The sequence below is a fragment of the Betaproteobacteria bacterium genome (assembly GCA_009377585.1).
Lineage (GTDB): Bacteria > Pseudomonadota > Gammaproteobacteria > Burkholderiales > WYBJ01 > WYBJ01.
Genome location: WHTS01000121.1, coordinates 1,310 through 17,109 on the forward strand (window position 1 = coordinate 1,310; position 15,800 = coordinate 17,109).

Below are 15,800 nucleotides of genomic sequence, written 5' to 3' on the forward strand. Positions count from 1 at the left end.
CCCGGTCGCGGCCTGCCGGTCCGGGGCGAAGCTTTCGCTTTGCGCCGGCGGGGCTTGCCGCAGCAACGCCTGGTTTCTGCGATAGGTGACGAGCTGCATGAACGCGCGCACCGCCTCCTCCGGCGTCGCGTAGTTGGCGATGCCGGCGTCGTGACAGAGCGTGCGAGCGCGTGCCACCGCCTCTTCTCCGAGCCAACAGGTGAGCACGGGCTTGCCCGCGCGCCGCATGAGCGGGACGCACGCGCGCGCGATCGCTTCGGCGGCGACGATGGCGGTGGGAGCGTGCATGAATAGAATCGCGTCGACGCTGGCATCGTCGGCGAGCGCCTGCAGCGCATCGACGTAGCGCTGCACCGGCGCGTCGCCGATGATGTCGATCGGATTGCCGCGGGACCAGGTGCCGGGCAGCGCTTGGTCGAGCCGCGTCAAGGTGTCGGAGCCGAGCTCGGCGAGCGATCCGCCTGCCAGGGACAACGCGTCGGCAGCCAGCACGCCCGCACCGCCGCCGTTGGTGAGGAGCGCGATCCGCTCCCCGTGCAGGCGGGTCTCGTGCGACAGCGTTTCCACCGCGTCGAACAGATCGAGCAGGGTATCGACACGCAGCATGCCGGCGCGGCGTATCGCGGCGTCGAACACGTCGTCCGATCCCGCCAGCGCGCCCGTGTGCGAGGCAGCAGCGCGGGCACCTTCCGCGGCGCGGCCCGCCTTGACCACGATGATCGGCTTGTTGCGCGCGGCGGCGCGGGCAGCAGAGAGAAACTTGCGCGCGCCCCGGATCGATTCGAGATAAAGCAGGATCGCGCGCGTGCCGGCATCGCTGCCGAGATAGTCGATCAGGTCCGCGATGTCGACGTCGGCGCGCTCGCCTGCGGATATGAAATGCGAGAAACCGATGCGGCGCGACCTTGCCCAGTCGAGCACGGCCGTGACCAGGGCGCCCGACTGCGAGATGAAGGCGATGTCTCCGGGCAATGCATTGGTGTGCGCGAAGCTCGCGTTGAGGCCGATGCCGGGCACCAGCAGGCCGATGCAATTCGGTCCCAGGATGCGCAGCAGATGCGGGCGTGCGGCGTCGAGCATGGCTTGCGTCGGTGTGCAGCGGCCGTCGTCGGACGCCGCATTCATGCCGGCGGTGACGACCACTGCGGCCCGCGTGCCGCGTTCGGCCAGGCGCGCGATGAGGTCCGGCACCGTGTCGGGCGGGGTGCAGACGACGGCGAGATCGGGCGCGGTGGGCAATTGATCCGGGCGCGCATAGCAGCGGATGCCTTGCACCCGGTCGTACTTGGGATTGACGGGATAGACGGCGCCGGCGAACCCGCCTGCGAGCAGGTTGCGCATGACGACGGTGCCGATGCCGTTGGGCCGATTGGAGGCGCCGATCACGGCGACCGAGCCCGGATTGAGCAGGAATTCGAGGTTGCGGACGCTCATTGCAATACCGGCGCGCGAAGGCGCGCTGCCGCTATGGTCGCATGCGATGCCGGATCGGCCAAGGTCGTGCGCAACGTCGCCGCACTGCTGCGGGCGGCGCGACCGCGGGCGTGGTAGGCTGAACGCTTGAAAGCGAAGCATCGATGAATCCACCCACCGATCTTGCGGCGTGGCGAAAAGCGCAGCGCGCCGAGCTGCTGGCGGCACGCGAAGCCATCCCGCTCGATGTCCGGCGAGGCCGCAACGAAACCATCACGCACCTGTTGAGCGCCGCGTTCGACCTGCTGGCAGGTGCTTCGATCGGCTTTTGCTGGCCCTTCAAGGGCGAGCCGGACACGCGTTTCTTTCTGCACGAGATGCGCAAGCGCGGCTCGCGTACCGCGCTGCCCGTCGTGGTGGAGAAGAAACAACCGCTCGAGTTCCGCGAGTGGTGGCCCGGTGCGCCGACCACGCCCGGGGTGTTCGATCTGCCGATCCCGCAAGGGACCGAGATCATGCGTCCGCGGGCGCTGCTCGTGCCGCCGGTCGGGTTCGATGTCCAGGGCTATCGGCTCGGCTACGGCGGCGGTTTCTTCGACCGGACGCTCGCGGCGGCGACGCCTCAGCCGCTCAAGATCGCCGTCGCTTTCGAGGTGTCGCGGATGCAAACCATTTATCCGCAGCCGTACGACGTCCCGATGGATTTCGTCGTCACGGAAGAGGGCGTGGCGCAGGTGGTCGACGGCAGGCTCCTCGCCATGCCCGATCTCGTCCAGGTTCGCGCGATCGCTGCACAGATGCTGCGCGCGCGCGCCCCGGGCTGAATCCGTTCGAGGTTCAGCGGCGCGCGGCCGGTCCGGGCAGCAGCACCGGCGCGGGCAGCGCCTGCTTCACCACCGTCACCGGCACCTCGGCATGATGCACCACGCCATAGGCCACGGAGCCGAGCAGCAGCGATTTCGCGGCACCGCGACCACGCGTGCCGAGCACGATGCGGCCGCATTGGGAGTCGGCCGCCGTCTCCAGGATCGTTTCGGCCACGCTGCCCGTGGCAACGCGCCGACCGTGGCGCACGCCGGCCTTGTCCAGGATGCGCGCGGCTGGCCGCATCGCGGCCTCCGCTTGCTCCTGCGCGTAGGCCTCGATTTGCACCCGGGAGGCGAATCGCCGCACGTTGCCGGAAATGATCCGCGGCTGCACGTTGAGCAGCACGATGCGCAACCTGGGATTGACCGCGGCCTGGAGCGCTGCATACTGTACCGCCCGGTTGGACGCGTTCGAGCCGTCGACGGCGACCAGCACCGCCAGCGGATCGCTTGCGCCGCCACGGCCCGCGGTGCGCGATCGGACCGGCACCAGCGTGACGCTTCGCCGGACCATGTGAAGCACCTTGTACGCGACGGAGCCCAGGGTGATGCTGTTCAGCGTACTCAGCCCGCGCGTACCCATGACGATTTCGCTCACCCCGGCGTCCTCCGCCGCGCCCACGATCATTGCGGCCGGATCATCGCCTAGCGGCGCTTCCAGTCGATAGCTCAATCCGGCGAAATCGAGGATTCTTCGCGCCGAGGCCGTGGTGCGCTCGGCGTCCGCCAACGCTTCGGCGCGCTGCGCGGCCAGGCTCTTGCGTTCGGCGCCGACCGAGGGCAGGCGCACGTTGACCAGGCGAACGGCAGCGACGCCGAGCGGCTTCGCCACACGCGCGACGTAGCGTGTGGCATTGTCGGCGCCGCGCGATCCGTCCACGGCCAGCAGCCACGTGTTGCGGGGCCGGCGCGAGCCTTCCTTCGTGCTCACTGGAGATCTCCCAAGGACGTCGCAGGCCGACATGGCCGCGCGCTGGGGCGAGGAAGTCTATCCGCCATCGGCAAGCACCATGTCGGAGGCTTTCTCGCCGATCATGATCGAGGGCGCATTGGTGTTGGAAGCGACCATGGTCGGCATGATGGAGGCGTCGCAGACGCGCAGGCCGTGCACGCCGTGGACGCGCAGTTTCGAGTCCACCACGGCGAGCTTGTCGCTGCCCATGCGGCAGGTTCCGATCGGGTGATACGAGGTCTGGCCGGTCTTGCGGATGTGATCGAGCAGCTCGCCGTCGCTGTGCGCTTCCGGCCCCGGGCGGGTCTCGCGCACGATGTACTGCGCGAGCGCGGGCTGGGCCGCGATCCTGCGAATCATCTTCAGCGCGCTAACGAGCGTGTGCGCGTCCTCCTCCGCCCCGAGGTAGTTGGCGTGGATGCGCGGCGGATCGGAGGCTTCGGCGCTGCGGATATGGATCGATCCGCGCGACTCGGGACGCAGGCAGTAGGTGCCGACCGAAAACCCCGGATACGCATCCAGCCCCATGCGATCGGCGAGCGAGCGCGCGTTGCGATTGTCCGCGTAATGGCTGCTCGCCATCGACAGCTGGTGCAATTGCATCTTGATATCGGGCCGCGGCAGGTCTGCGCGGCTGCGGGCGATCGCCATCATGGTCGCCGACGAGGTCGACATCAAGCCTCGGCCGAGGAAGAGCCAGCGCGCGCCCATCTTTGCGCGCAGGAAGGGGCTACGCAGGATCGCATTGAGCGTGATGTCGAGCGTGGTCTCGAACGCCAGGCGCACGTGCAGGTGGTCGCGCAGGTTCTCACCGACCCCGGGTGCGTGATGGACCACCGCCACGCCGGCGCGCTGCAGGACTTCGGCGTCGCCGATGCCGGAGAGCTCCAGAATCTGCGGCGACTGGATCGCGCCCGCCGCCAGCAGAACCTCGCGGCGCACGCGCACGGTGTGCAGCGCATCGCCCTGCCGATACGTGATGCCCACAGCCCGGTTGCCTTCGAGCTCCACGCGTTGCGCTAGCGCGCCCGTTGCCACTTTGAGGTTCGGGCGCTTCATGGCGGGGCGCAGGTAGTTGTCTGCGGTATGGCGGCGGCGGCCTCGGCGCGTGTTGTATTGCAGGTAGCCGATGCCCTCGAACACCGGGCCGTTGTAATCCTCGGTCGCGGGAACACCCGCCTGGCAGGCGGCGGCATGGTAGCCCTCGGAGAGGGCATCGCGATCGATGTAGCGCGTAATGTGCATCGGTCCCTCGCGCCCGCGGTATTGCGGGTCGCCGGGCGCGTAGCATTCCATGCGCTTCAGAAACGGAAGCACATCGGCATACCCCCAGCCGGGATTGCCGAGGCTTGCCCAGTGGTCGTATTCGAGCGGATCGCCGCGCACCCAGATCATGCCGTTCACGGCGCTGGAGCCGCCGAGCGCGCGCCCGCGCGGCCAGAAGATGCCGCGGCCGCCGACCTTCTCGTCCGGCTCGGTCTGGAAGCGCCAGATCGCGCGTTCGCCGGTGAGGATGTGCGCGACGCCGGCCGGAATGCGGATCCACATCCAGCGGTCGTCCTCGCCCGCTTCGAGCAGCAGCACCGAGTGCTTGCCGGATGCGGTCAGGCGATTGGCGAGGACGCAGCCGGCGGAACCGGCCCCGACGATGACGTAGTCGAATTCCATGTCAGCGCGGATATTTCATCGGAGCAGGGCCTAACGCTTGCCGATCGCTTCCGGATTGGCGACGTTGATCGGCGCACCGGCCGCGTAGGCGAGCAGCTGCTCGACCGCGCTGGCATACAGGGCCTCGTAACTTGCGCGCTCGGCATAGCCCAGGTGCGGGGTGCAGAGCGCGTTCTCCATCGCGAGCAGCGGATGCGAAGCGCCGGTCACCGGCTCCTGCTCGTAGACGTCCACCGCGGCGAATCCCGGCCGGCCCTTCTTCAGCGCGGCGACCAGGGCACCTTCGGCGATCAGGGGCGCCCGGCTGGTGTTGACGATGAGCGCCGTGGGCTTCATGCGGGCGAGGTCGTCGGCTGTCACGATGCCGCGCGTCTCCTTGTTGAGCGGCAGGTGCAGGCTCACGATGTCGGCATTCTCGAAGAACGCCTCGCGGCTCGGCGCGATCTCGAAACCTTCCGCTTTGGCGCGGGCGGTCGAGCCTTCGCGGCCCCAGCACACGACCTTCATCCCGAACGCCTTGCCCACGCGCGCCACGGCACCGCCGATATGTCCGAACGCATAGATGCCGAGGGTCCGGCCGTGCAGGCGCGTGCCGACGGTCGAGTGCCAGTGGCCTTGCTTGAAGTTTTCGACTTCGTAGGGAATCGAGCGCAGCGACGAAAGGATGAGGCCCCAGGCCAGCTCCGCGGTGGTGGAGTAGGGGCCGCCGCCGCCGCTGCCGCCGCCGGCGGAGATCACGATGCCGTGCTCGGTGCAGGCGGCAACGTCGACGTGGCTCACGTTGCGGCCCGTCTGGCTGATGAGCTTGAGCTGCGGCAGTTTCTCCACGATCTGGCGCGTGATCGGCACGCGCTGCTGCGTGAGCAGCACGGCGTCGCATCCGGACACCTGCTCCACGACCCGCGCCGGATCGGTGTAGGCATCGGTGAAGATGCGCACTTCGTGGTCCTTCAGTTTCGGATAGGCACGCGTTCCGCGGAGCACGTCGGCATAGTCGTGAATGACCGCGATTTTCATGGCTTCCCCCCTTCGGCTGTGGTGGGTGTGGTGGTTCGGCAGACAGGTTACGATAACCCGTGCGTGCGGGGCACGCAATCACTGGTGCGTGCGGGGCACGCAATCACTGGTGCGCGCGGGGCACGCAATCACTCGTGCGTGCAGAGGCACGCAGTGGCAATCGGCAGCGCAGTCGGCACCGTTTCGTGCGCCGCGGCGTGAGACGACGGGCGCCAAGCGCGCCGTAGCTCGTCGCCCGGCATCTAACGTAAACTCGGCCGCGTGGCGATCCGCCGCGCCGCCGATCGCGCTCAATGGTCCAGAGGAGAATGCAATGAGCGAGCAGGCTCTCGTACACTTCGAAGTCGAAGACGGCATCGGCGTGATCACCGTCGACAACCCGCCGGTGAACGCGCTCAGTCCCGGCGTGCCCGAAGGCATCATCGCGGCGGTGGAGCGCGGGGAAGCGGACCCCGATGTGAAAGCCATGGTGTTGATGGGCGCGGGCCGCAGCTTCATCGCCGGCGCGGACATCCGCCAGTTCGGCAAGCCGCGAGCGACGCCGGCACGGCGCACCTACGACGTGCTCGATCAGGGCACCAGGCCGATCGTCGCCGCCATTCACGGCTTTGCGCTCGGCGGGGGCCTGGAAAACGCGCTCGCGTGCCACTATCGCATCGCCGTGCCGAGCGCCAAGGTGGGCTTGCCGGAAGTATTGATCGGCATCCTGCCGGGCGGCGGCGGAACGCAGCGTCTGCCGCGCTTGATCGGTCCGAAAGCGGCGATGGAGATGATCGTGAGCGGCCGCCACGTGCCGGCGCCGGAAGCGAAGGCGCTCGGCATCGTCGACGAGGTGGTCGAGGGCAAGGACCTGCGCAAGGAGGCGATCGCGTACGCCAAGCGCATCGCCGCTCACCGGCCGCTGCCGCGCGTGCGCGACAAGACCGACAAGCTCGCCGAAGCGAAATCCGATCCCGGCATGTTCGAGGCGATGCGCAAATCGATCGCGCGCAAGGCGCGCAACCAGAAGGCACCGTATCACTGCATCGCCGCGGTCGAGGCTGCGGTGTCCGAGCCGTTCGACGAGGGCGTGAAGACCGAACGGCGGCTTTTCACCGAGCTGGAGAATTCCGACGAAGCGCGCGGTTTGCGCTACGCGTTCTTCGCCGAGCGCGAAGTATCGAAGATCCCTGGTCTTGCCAAGGACGCGCCGTTGCCGGAGGTCAAATCCGTGGCGGTGATCGGCGCCGGGACGATGGGCGGCGGCATCGCCATGTGCTTCGCCGACTTCGGCATGCCGGTGAAGATCCTGGAAGCGACACCGGATGCGATGGCGAAGGGCATGCAGCGCGTCAGGGACAACTATGCCACCAGCGTGAAGCGCGGGAGCCTGAAGCAGGAGGAGATGGACAAGCGCCTGCCGCGCATCCAATCGGTGGACAGCTACGACGCCATTGCCGACTGCGACGTGGTGATCGAGGCGGTGTTCGAGGAGATGGACGTCAAGAAGCAGGTGTTCGCGAAGCTCGACGGGGTGATGAAGCCCGGCGCGCTGCTCTACACCAATTCCTCCGCGCTCGACATCGATGCCATCGCTTCCGTGACGAAGCGCCCGGAGCTGGTGGCGGGAACGCACTTCTTCAGTCCGGCCAATGTGATGAAACTGCTGGAGGTCGTGGTCGGCCAGAAGAGCGCGCCGACCACCATCGCCACCGCCATGAAGCTCGGCCGCTCGATCGGCAAGATCGCCGCATGGGCGGGCAACACCGACGGCTTCGTCGCCAACCGCAGCCGCGCTCCGATGGTCACCGAGTCGAACCTGATGATCGAGGAGGGCGCGGCGCCGGAAGAGGTGGACAAGGTGATGGTCGACTTCGGCTATCCGATGGGGCCGTTTGCCGTCGGCGACCTGGCGGGCCTCGACATCAGCTATGCCTCGCGTCGGCGCCGTGCCGCGGCCGACCCAAACTACCGCAAGCTGCCGATCCCGGACCGGCTGGTCGAGCTGGGCCGCAAGGGTCAGAAGACGGGCGCCGGCTGGTATCGCTACGAGGCCGGCGACCGTACGCCGCGCCCCGATCCGGAAGTGAAGCGCGTCATCCAGGAAGTCGCGAAGGAGATGGGCATCGAGCAGCGCTCGTTCACGCCCGAAGAGATCCTGCGCCGGCTGCTGTTCGCGTCGGTGAACGAGGCGTGCAAGATCCTGGAGGAAGGCAAGGCACTGCGCGCGAGCGACGTCGACGTGATGTGGCTGCACGGCTTCGGCTTTCCGCGTTATCGCGGCGGGCTCATGTTCTGGGCCGACCAGATCGGCTCGAAGGCGGTGTACGAGCAGATCGAAGCGTGGCATCAGCGTTACGGCGAGCGCTGGCGGCCGTCGAACCTGCTGCGCGACGTGGCGCAGCAGGGCGGACAATTGCGCGAGATCAAGGCTGCGGGCGTCTGATGCCTATAATTGCCGCTCGCTGTCCGGGCGCTCCCCGCCCGGAGCTGTACGCGCCGCGTGCGGGACGCGGCGCCTGGCTTACAAGCTGACCACCCCGCCTCCTTCGCCGGCACCCCTCCTCGACGAGGAGGGGAGAAGATCTCGCCTGGCCTCGCTTGCCTGGCCTTGCCCTCCTGACAAGTAGGGCAGGACGCGCGGACGGGTGGTCTCCCCTCCTCGTCGAGGAGGGGCGGGACGCGACTGAGTCGCGGACGGGGTGGTCGACTCCGCACGAACAACGAATCCCCCGCTTTGTGCGCGCGCACGGGTGGTCTCCCCTCCTCGTCGAGGAGGGGCGGGACGCGACTGAGTCGCGGACGGGGTGGTCAACGCCGCGCGAACAACGAATTTCCGGCTTTGCGCGCATTGGGCTGGCACCGCGCGCATCCATGACTTTCCATGTCGGCAGGACATGGCGGGCAGTCGCCCCTGGGCGTGCCGCTTGCGAGCTTTGGCACGACGCTTTAAGGACTTTGCTATGACGACAATACTCTCCGAGCGCATCGAAGCGATCTATCGGCAGGTCATCGCCCGCAATCCGGGCGAGGACGAGTTCCACCAGGCGGTGAAGGAAGTGCTCGAGTCGCTCGGCCCCGTGCTGGTGAAATACCCGGAGTACTCCGAACAGAAGATCATCGAGCGCATCTGCGAGCCCGAGCGCCAGATCATCTTCCGTGTGCCGTGGCAGGACGACCGGGGCGAGGTGCACATCAACCGCGGTTTCCGCGTTCAGTTCAACAGCGCGATCGGACCGTACAAGGGCGGTTTGCGTTTCCATCCGTCGGTGTATCTCGGCATCATCAAGTTCCTCGGCTTCGAGCAGGTGTTCAAGAACGCGCTCACCGGCATGCCGATCGGCGGCGGCAAGGGCGGCTCGGACTTCGATCCCAAAGGACGCTCGGACGCCGAAGTCATGCGCTTCTGCCAGAGCTTCATGACCGAGCTGCATCGCCATCTGGGCGAATACTGCGACGTACCGGCGGGCGACATCGGCGTCGGCGGGCGCGAGATCGGCTACCTGTTCGGACAGTACAAGCGCCTCACCAACCGCTACGAGTCCGGCGTTCTCACCGGCAAGGGCATCGGCTGGGGCGGATCGCTGGTGCGCCGCGAAGCGACCGGTTATGGCGCGGTGTATTTCGTGCGCGAGATGATGAAGGCGCGCAAGACCGGCCTCGACGGCAAGACCTGCATCGTCTCGGGCGCGGGCAACGTCGCCATCTACACGATGGAGAAACTGCAGGAGCTCGGCGCCAAGGTGATCGCCTGCTCGGATTCCCACGGGGTCGTGATCCACGAGCGAGGTATCGACCTGGCCCTGGTGAAGCAGTTGAAGGAAGTCGAGCGCCGTCGGATCGCTGACTACGCCGAGTGGCACAAGGATGCGCACTATCGCGAAGGCGGCAAACATCTGGGAAATCCCGTGCGAGGTGGCCATGCCCTCGGCCACGCAGAACGAGCTCAACGGCCGCGACGCCATGACCCTGGTGAAGAACGGTTGCATCGCGGTCGGCGAGGGGGCGAACATGCCGACCACGCCCGAAGGCGTTCGCATCTTCCTCGATGCGAAGATCGCCTACGGCCCCGGCAAGGCGGCCAACGCCGGCGGTGTGGCGACATCCGCCCTGGAGATGCAGCAGAACGCGAGCCGCGATTCCTGGACGTTCGAGTTCACCGAGAAGAAGCTCGACGAGATCATGACTCGTATCCACGAAGATACCTACGAGACCGCCGAAGAATTCGGCGCCTCCGGCAACTACGTGGTCGGCGCCAATATCGCCGGCTTCATCAAGGTTGCCAACGCGATGGTGGCGCTCGGACTGATCTAGGCGCTGTCGTCCTGTTCCAGCTGTGCGTGGGCCAGGGAGCCGGAGACTTTGCCGACGGTAAACGGGTCGCCGATGAGCCAGCACCATGTGCCATCGGGCTGACGCCGGGCGACCTCGATCGCATACACGGACGTTGGCCGCGGGTGCGAGACCTGCCACTGCGTATGCATCAGCGCGATATCTGCGGACTCGACGATCTGCTTGATGTCGAATGCAAAGTCGGCCTTCGCTGCGACCAGCGGGGCAAGCTCTTGGCGCAGCTGCTGCTTGCCCTTGATCGCTTCGCCCGACTCGTTCAGGAAAACCACTTCCGGATCGTAGATTGCGAGCACCGCTTCGATGTCGCCTGTGGCCATCGCTTGCCGAAAGATGCGGCAGATATCCGCGGGAGTGCTTGCCGGCATGGGGATCTCCTTTTCTGCACGCAGGAAGGTTGCTCCTCCATCGCATGGGACCCTTGCATTGCGAGCCGAGTTCGCAAGCCCTTTCAGGTATCGTGCACGATCCTGCTGCCGAATATCCGGCGCACGGGAATCGAATCGAGGTCGATGCCGTCGAGGCAGCGGACGTTGACCGTCCAGCCATCGAAGGGCTGCACGCCTTCGTCCAGCTCCCGGGAAGTCGGGTCGCTCGGACGCCGGAAGGGTAGAATGCCGCATACCGGGCAGAAGTAGTCCTTTGCGGTTCGCGATCCCCACTGGTACAGAACCAGCTCGTCCCAGGGCGTCAGCAAGCGCAGATTTTCCTTGGGGACGCGGTGATTGAGTGCACCGCGCCGGCGGCAGATCGAGCAGTCGCAGACCCGGACATGATCGATCTGTGCATCGACCTCGAAGCGAACCCTGCCGCAGTGACACGAGCCGTGGTAGGTCCTCATCGCATTCTCCACCTGTCGGCGACGGGCCGACGAATGCCGCGGTGCACCGTATCGCTACAGCGGTCAGCGCTCGCGCTTCGGCTCGCCGTCGCGTTCCAGTGCGCTGCGATCCCAGCGACCCAATGTAGCTGCCGCGTCGTACGTGCTCTGCAGGAATTCCAGCAGCGTGTCGTCCGGCGCGCTGGACTCCCGCACGTGATCGTACGGCAGAAGGAACTCGCGCAGCGCCTCGCTGTAGAAAGCACCGCCGGGCCTTACCGGCGCCGCGGAAAAACCGGCAGGCTCCGGATACGCATACGAATAGAATGCCGGGTACGCGATTGCGCCTCCGCCGGGCCAGAATCCGCAGCTGCTGACCTCGTGCGAATAGGCCTCCCGAGCCACCCAGTCGGGCAGGTTCGGCACGCCCCCGGGATGTTCGGGCGCCGTTCGTCCGGAGAACCGCGTGACAGCCAGATCCGGAGCGCCCCAGAAATAGTGCACGGGGCTGCACTTGCCGACGAAGCCGGCGCGAAAGCGCTTGAAGACCTGGTCGGCTTGCACGAGCACCCGCCAGAAACGGTTGGCATATTCCGGGTCGTACGCCCGATGCGTCTCGTCGGCTGCGAATGCAATGGGGTCCTGGACTTCGTTCGGTTTTCCCGAGATGCGCACGCCGAGGCCGAGATCGCTCAGTTCCCCCATCAGGCGCGCATGGAAGGCGGCGACGGATTGCGGCTGCAGCGGGAAAGCGCGCGCAGGGCCATCATTCGACCGGATCTCGAGCGCATGGTCCACGAAGTCCATGTCGATCTGAAAGACGCGGGCCCCATGCGGGATGGGTGAGGTGGTCAGGCCGCGAGCCGTCACGTATAGCGTGACGTGCCAGGAATGATTGACCCACGGCGTTTGCGCCAGCCGGATCTTGCCGACGATCTGGGTCCATAGTTGCAGCGTGGCACAGGTGTCGCGCCACGCTTCGAGCGGCAGGCTCGGCCACGGATCCGGAATGGACGAAGAGAGCGCAGGCATCGTTGCATCCTCCGCGCGATCCGCGCCGACGGCCGAATGACGCCGGCGGCCGGTCTGGCTCGAGCAAGATTGATCTTGGCAGTAGTCTATGCCCGTCGGGCAGCGCACGGGTGCCTGGGCGCTCCAGCGCCATTCGTGCCTGGCAAGCGTCGGATTGCGCCGCCCGCCAGGCGACGAGCGCCGGTCGCGAGTCGAACACCCGCTGCTCGATGTTCGCCGCGTTGGCGCCAAAGGCCTTTCAATGCGAGGTTCGCTGGATCTGGATGGCCTTCGCGATGCGTCCGATAAGCTCGGTCTGCTTCCTGAGCTGCGCCCTGAACTCGGAAGGAGAATTGCCGACCAGTTCCAGTCCCTCCTCGCTGCTCCTTGCGCGTGTCCCGGGCGCCTGGAGCGATTCGATGATTCCGCTTCGCAAGCGCGCGACCACTCGCGTCGGCAGACCGGCTGGCCCGAACACGCCGAGCCAGGACGGCGGCGGCTCGAAACCCGATATGACATCCGCCAGGGCAGGGACGTCGGGCATGCCGCCAAAGGGTTTTCCCTGGACGGTGGCGAGCAGGCGCACCTTGCCGGTGCGCACGAACGGCAGCGCCGTCGCGCCGAAACCGATGGCGACGTCGACCTCGCCCGTCATGGCGGCCTGCATGGAACCGACACCGCCCTTGTAGGGAACGTGCACCAATCGAACCCCGGTGAGCTGTTGGATCGCTTCGCCGGTGAAGTGATGCGAGGTGCCGAATCCCGAGGTCCCGTACGAGACCTTGCCCGTTTCTGCCTTGGCGTACTCGAGCAATTCGGGGATCGACTTCACCGGCGAGCTCGGGCCGACCACGAGGAGCGTCGTCGCCTTCCACAGTTGGGTGATCGGGACGAAGTCCCGGAATACGTCCACCTTGTTCGTTTTCGACAGGAACCTGCCCATGACGAGCGCGTTCTGCGACGCGGCGAGCACGGTATAGCCGTCGGGCGCGGCGCGCATGACGGCTTCGGCTGCGACCACGCCGCCCGCCCCGGGCCGATTGTCCAGGCCGACGGGCTGTCCGAGCGCGGCGGACATGTCCGGCAGCAGTCGCCGCAGAAAGATGTTGCCACCGGTCCCGGCTGCGAGCTCGGTAACCATGCGGATCGGCTTGTACGGAAACTCCTGGCCGAAAGCCGAAGCGGCGATGAGGCAAGCGGCGATGAAACTTGTGGCGGCAAGCAGTACGCGCATCGCGCAAGGCTGCCGCCGCGCTGCCCCGCTACGGCTCAGGCTAAGCGGCGCGACGTTCGCCCTCCGCTCTTGCTGCCGCGGCCCGCGCTTTCGCCGGCAATCCGGTCGCTTCCAGATCGGCGCGCAATTCCTGCTCGGCCTCGGGCGTCATGCGGGTGCAGGGCGGACGCACGCCGCCGCCCTTCATGCCGATCATCTCCATCCAGATCTTCTGCTCGTGCGAGGGCAGCCGGCTGTTGCCGCCGCCGTAGCCGGTGATCCACTTGGCATGCACCGCGCGAACGGGATTGATGCTGCGTGCGATCGCGACCGCCTTGTTGTAGTCGCCGGCCAGCGCCGCTTCGGTGTAGTCGTGCACGGGCAGATAGCCGGGCACCTGGTACAGGTGCGGGCAGAAATTCAACAGCCAGCGGTCTTCGAACACGGCGATGTTGTGCAGCCACGGGTTTTCGTCGGCGACGCTCACGACGATCTCCGAGCCGACCACCTGGCGCAGGCGAATGGTGGCGGCCGGCTGCGGACCGCCTTGCTTGAAGCCGCAGATGTTCGGGATCTTCACCAGGCGTTTCGCCAGCGGCACCGAGATGGGGTAGTAGTGCGCGGGGATGTTGAAGAGAATCAGGCCGATGTTGGTGTGCTCGGCAATGAAGCGATAGAACTCGTACACCGCATCGTCGCAGTGCGCCGCCTGGTACGGTGTGAGCACGATCGCGAAATCGATGCCGACCGCTTCGGCATGCTGGCAGAGCTTCACGACTTCATACGGATTCTGGTGATGGCAGCCGGCAATCAGGGGCACGCGGCCCTTGTTGATCTCGGCGTTGATCTCGTGAGCGCGCATGCGCTCTTCGTTGGTCAGCGCCCAGAACTCGGCGACATTGCCCGAACAGTAATGGCCCGCGACCTTCAGCTTCGAGATGGAGTGCTCCAGGTTGTACGCGATGGCCGCTTCGTCGAGCCGGTCGTCCTCGGTGAAGTTGTACGGCAGCGCGGTCCATACACCCTTCAGGGAGTCGCGGGCGTATTCCTTGGCTTCATGCTTGCGATATTTCATGATGCCCTCCTTGTCGGCTTGACGGAGTCAGGATAGCAGATGGACCACCGGAACGGGAGCATCCAGCCCCTATTCAATTCTCTCGTAGCAGGCCCAGCCAACGGCGGGCCGCCTCGAGGTCTTCGAAGGCCTTGATGTTCATGCCTCGGTTGACCGCGACGTTCTCACCGAACCTCAGCGGATCGAGTACGGGGCGCTTCAGGACGTAGGCGAATCGAGGACTGACAGTCGCATCCTGATCGGTCGAAAGGGCGACGGCAGCCGCGGCGAATTTCGCGTAATAGAAGCGCTCGATGGTGGTCGGCTCCCCCGTGATCGCTACGCCTTCGAGGAGCACGCGAAGGAAACGATCCCGTACGACGACCTCCAGCACTTCCAGAAAGGTTCGTTGCGCTTCTTCCAGGTAGAACTCGCCCCGGACTACGGCATGGAGATATCCTGCTGCGTCGCCCGCGTCGATCGTGACAGTCATCGGCATGGTTCTGCTCGCCTACTACGTTCGGGTGTTACGAAGCCTGCGCGTTCCGAACGCAGCGTCGTCAGCGTATCCTCGATCGCATCACGGCAAGATATCATGGCCTGTTCTCGGCACCTTCGAGCAGGATAGCGGGACCGGCAGTGCACAGGCAGCAGTTCTGGATTCGGACCGCCGAAACTAGGGTAACACGCCAATGGCATTGATCTCGATCAGCATGTCCGGATGCGTGAACGCCGAGACAGCGACCATCGTGGATGCCGGCGGGGTCGGGCCGAAATACTGTCGCCGCACTTCGTGAATTTCCTTGAAGCCGGTCATCTCTTTGATGAAGACGTCGACGCGGACGATGTCGGCGAGCGTGCCGCCGGCGGCGCGTATCGCGGCCTGCAGGTTCTCGCATACCTGACGCGTTTGCGCGCCGATGTCGCCCACGCCGACGATCTCGCCTCGCTCGTTCTTTGCCGTCAGGCCCGAGACGAACACCAGCTTGCCGGGACGGGCGGTCGTGACAGTGGTCCAATGCCCGGTCGGCTTCGATATCCCCACCGGGAAAATATTCTCGCGCGCTACGGCATCGCTCATCGCTGTCTCCTTTGGGGGGGGGCAGGTCTTGCTCGTTGCATTGCGGAGCTCTTTGCCAGTGGAGCGCAAGACGGTGCAACAGGCAAGACCTGACCCCGCGGTCCCCCTGGTCACCAGGAATAGCCTACGCCTGCGCCGCCGCGAGGGTCGGCGCCGCCGCGCATGCGCCCGCCGATGGTCGAGATGACGTGCGCCCGGGACATGATGGGCTCGAAGCTGTGCGGGCTGTGCACGACCTTGTGCCCCATGGCACGCAACGCCTCGACGACCGCACCTTGAATCGTCGCCTCGGCATGGATGCCCTTGCCCTCGCAATGGATGCGCGGCACGGTCACGGCCTCCACCGGCGACATGCCGAAATCGACCACGTTGAGTA

General features: G+C 66.4%; 13 protein-coding genes and 2 pseudogenes (1 of these 15 cut by a window edge). 3 read left to right on the forward strand and 12 right to left on the reverse strand.

Annotation, left to right across the window (positions count from 1 at the left end; all coding sequences use genetic code 11):
• A pseudogene (locus tag GEV05_25625) lies at positions 1-1,434 on the reverse strand (GNAT family N-acetyltransferase); it reaches 1,254 nt to the left of the window's first position.
• 143 nt (positions 1,435-1,577) lie between these two features.
• Between GEV05_25625 and GEV05_25630 the strand changes: the two are divergent.
• A complete protein-coding gene (locus GEV05_25630; protein ID MPZ46702.1) occupies positions 1,578-2,237 on the forward strand; it encodes a 5-formyltetrahydrofolate cyclo-ligase in 660 nt (219 codons plus the stop codon).
• Positions 2,238-2,250: 13 nt separating this feature from the next.
• Here GEV05_25630 and GEV05_25635 read toward each other — a convergent pair whose 3' ends face one another.
• From GEV05_25635 to GEV05_25645, 3 genes are read right to left on the reverse strand one after another with little or no spacing between them, the layout of a single operon-like run.
• Complete coding sequence (locus GEV05_25635) at positions 2,251-3,243, reverse strand: hypothetical protein (GenBank protein ID MPZ46703.1); 993 nt, start codon at positions 3,241-3,243, stop codon at positions 2,251-2,253.
• A 24-nt stretch (positions 3,244-3,267) separates the two neighbouring features.
• On the reverse strand, positions 3,268-4,899 hold the full coding sequence (locus GEV05_25640; protein MPZ46704.1) for a GMC oxidoreductase: 1,632 nt from the start codon (positions 4,897-4,899) through the stop codon (positions 3,268-3,270).
• Between the two features lie 30 nt (positions 4,900-4,929).
• Positions 4,930-5,916: a D-2-hydroxyacid dehydrogenase family protein gene (locus GEV05_25645; GenBank protein MPZ46705.1), complete on the reverse strand. Its 987-nt coding sequence runs from the start codon at positions 5,914-5,916 to the stop codon at positions 4,930-4,932.
• A 313-nt stretch (positions 5,917-6,229) separates the two neighbouring features.
• Here GEV05_25645 and GEV05_25650 point away from each other — a divergent pair, with 313 nt between their 5' ends.
• Positions 6,230-8,341 carry a fatty-acid oxidation protein subunit alpha gene (locus tag GEV05_25650; GenBank protein ID MPZ46706.1) on the forward strand — a complete coding sequence of 704 codons (2,112 nt, stop codon included), beginning with the start codon at positions 6,230-6,232 and terminating at the stop codon, positions 8,339-8,341.
• Positions 8,342-8,858: 517 nt separating this feature from the next.
• Positions 8,859-10,209, forward strand: a pseudogene (locus tag GEV05_25655) (NADP-specific glutamate dehydrogenase).
• On the opposite strand, the gene GEV05_25660 reads toward GEV05_25655, so the two are convergent.
• From GEV05_25660 to GEV05_25695, 8 genes are all read right to left on the reverse strand, one after another.
• Positions 10,206-10,613: a DUF4440 domain-containing protein gene (locus GEV05_25660; GenBank protein MPZ46707.1), complete on the reverse strand. Its 408-nt coding sequence runs from the start codon at positions 10,611-10,613 to the stop codon at positions 10,206-10,208. The pseudogene GEV05_25655 and the gene GEV05_25660 overlap by 4 nt on opposite strands.
• Positions 10,614-10,696: 83 nt before the next feature.
• Positions 10,697-11,086 carry a GFA family protein gene (locus GEV05_25665; GenBank protein MPZ46708.1) on the reverse strand — a complete coding sequence of 130 codons (390 nt, stop codon included), beginning with the start codon at positions 11,084-11,086 and terminating at the stop codon, positions 10,697-10,699.
• A 63-nt stretch (positions 11,087-11,149) separates the two neighbouring features.
• Positions 11,150-12,097: a hypothetical protein gene (locus GEV05_25670; protein MPZ46709.1), complete on the reverse strand. Its 948-nt coding sequence runs from the start codon at positions 12,095-12,097 to the stop codon at positions 11,150-11,152.
• A gap of 238 nt (positions 12,098-12,335) precedes the next feature.
• Positions 12,336-13,310, reverse strand: a complete 975-nt coding sequence (locus GEV05_25675; GenBank protein MPZ46710.1) for a tripartite tricarboxylate transporter substrate binding protein — start codon at positions 13,308-13,310, stop codon at positions 12,336-12,338.
• A 40-nt stretch (positions 13,311-13,350) separates the two neighbouring features.
• Positions 13,351-14,364, reverse strand: a complete 1,014-nt coding sequence (locus GEV05_25680; protein MPZ46711.1) for a hypothetical protein — start codon at positions 14,362-14,364, stop codon at positions 13,351-13,353.
• A gap of 73 nt (positions 14,365-14,437) precedes the next feature.
• Positions 14,438-14,842 carry a hypothetical protein gene (locus GEV05_25685; GenBank protein ID MPZ46712.1) on the reverse strand — a complete coding sequence of 135 codons (405 nt, stop codon included), beginning with the start codon at positions 14,840-14,842 and terminating at the stop codon, positions 14,438-14,440.
• Between the two features lie 177 nt (positions 14,843-15,019).
• Complete coding sequence (locus GEV05_25690) at positions 15,020-15,424, reverse strand: RidA family protein (protein ID MPZ46713.1); 405 nt, start codon at positions 15,422-15,424, stop codon at positions 15,020-15,022.
• Between the two features lie 110 nt (positions 15,425-15,534).
• A partial coding sequence (locus GEV05_25695) for a gamma-glutamyltransferase (GenBank protein MPZ46714.1) occupies positions 15,535-15,800 on the reverse strand: 266 nt, incomplete at its 5' end.

Coding starts and splice junctions, on each gene's coding strand:
- GEV05_25660 (MPZ46707.1), bottom strand. CDS start 10,613: ATGCCGGCAAGCACTCCCGCGGATATCTGCCGCATCTTTCGGCAAGCG.
- GEV05_25690 (MPZ46713.1), bottom strand. CDS start 15,424: ATGAGCGATGCCGTAGCGCGCGAGAATATTTTCCCGGTGGGGATATCG.
- GEV05_25685 (MPZ46712.1), bottom strand. CDS start 14,842: ATGCCGATGACTGTCACGATCGACGCGGGCGACGCAGCAGGATATCTC.
- GEV05_25640 (MPZ46704.1), bottom strand. CDS start 4,899: ATGGAATTCGACTACGTCATCGTCGGGGCCGGTTCCGCCGGCTGCGTC.
- GEV05_25650 (MPZ46706.1), top strand. CDS start 6,230: ATGAGCGAGCAGGCTCTCGTACACTTCGAAGTCGAAGACGGCATCGGC.
- GEV05_25680 (MPZ46711.1), bottom strand. CDS start 14,364: ATGAAATATCGCAAGCATGAAGCCAAGGAATACGCCCGCGACTCCCTG.
- GEV05_25645 (MPZ46705.1), bottom strand. CDS start 5,916: ATGAAAATCGCGGTCATTCACGACTATGCCGACGTGCTCCGCGGAACG.
- GEV05_25675 (MPZ46710.1), bottom strand. CDS start 13,310: ATGCGCGTACTGCTTGCCGCCACAAGTTTCATCGCCGCTTGCCTCATC.
- GEV05_25670 (MPZ46709.1), bottom strand. CDS start 12,097: ATGCCTGCGCTCTCTTCGTCCATTCCGGATCCGTGGCCGAGCCTGCCG.
- GEV05_25630 (MPZ46702.1), top strand. CDS start 1,578: ATGAATCCACCCACCGATCTTGCGGCGTGGCGAAAAGCGCAGCGCGCC.
- GEV05_25635 (MPZ46703.1), bottom strand. CDS start 3,243: ATGTCGGCCTGCGACGTCCTTGGGAGATCTCCAGTGAGCACGAAGGAA.
- GEV05_25665 (MPZ46708.1), bottom strand. CDS start 11,086: ATGAGGACCTACCACGGCTCGTGTCACTGCGGCAGGGTTCGCTTCGAG.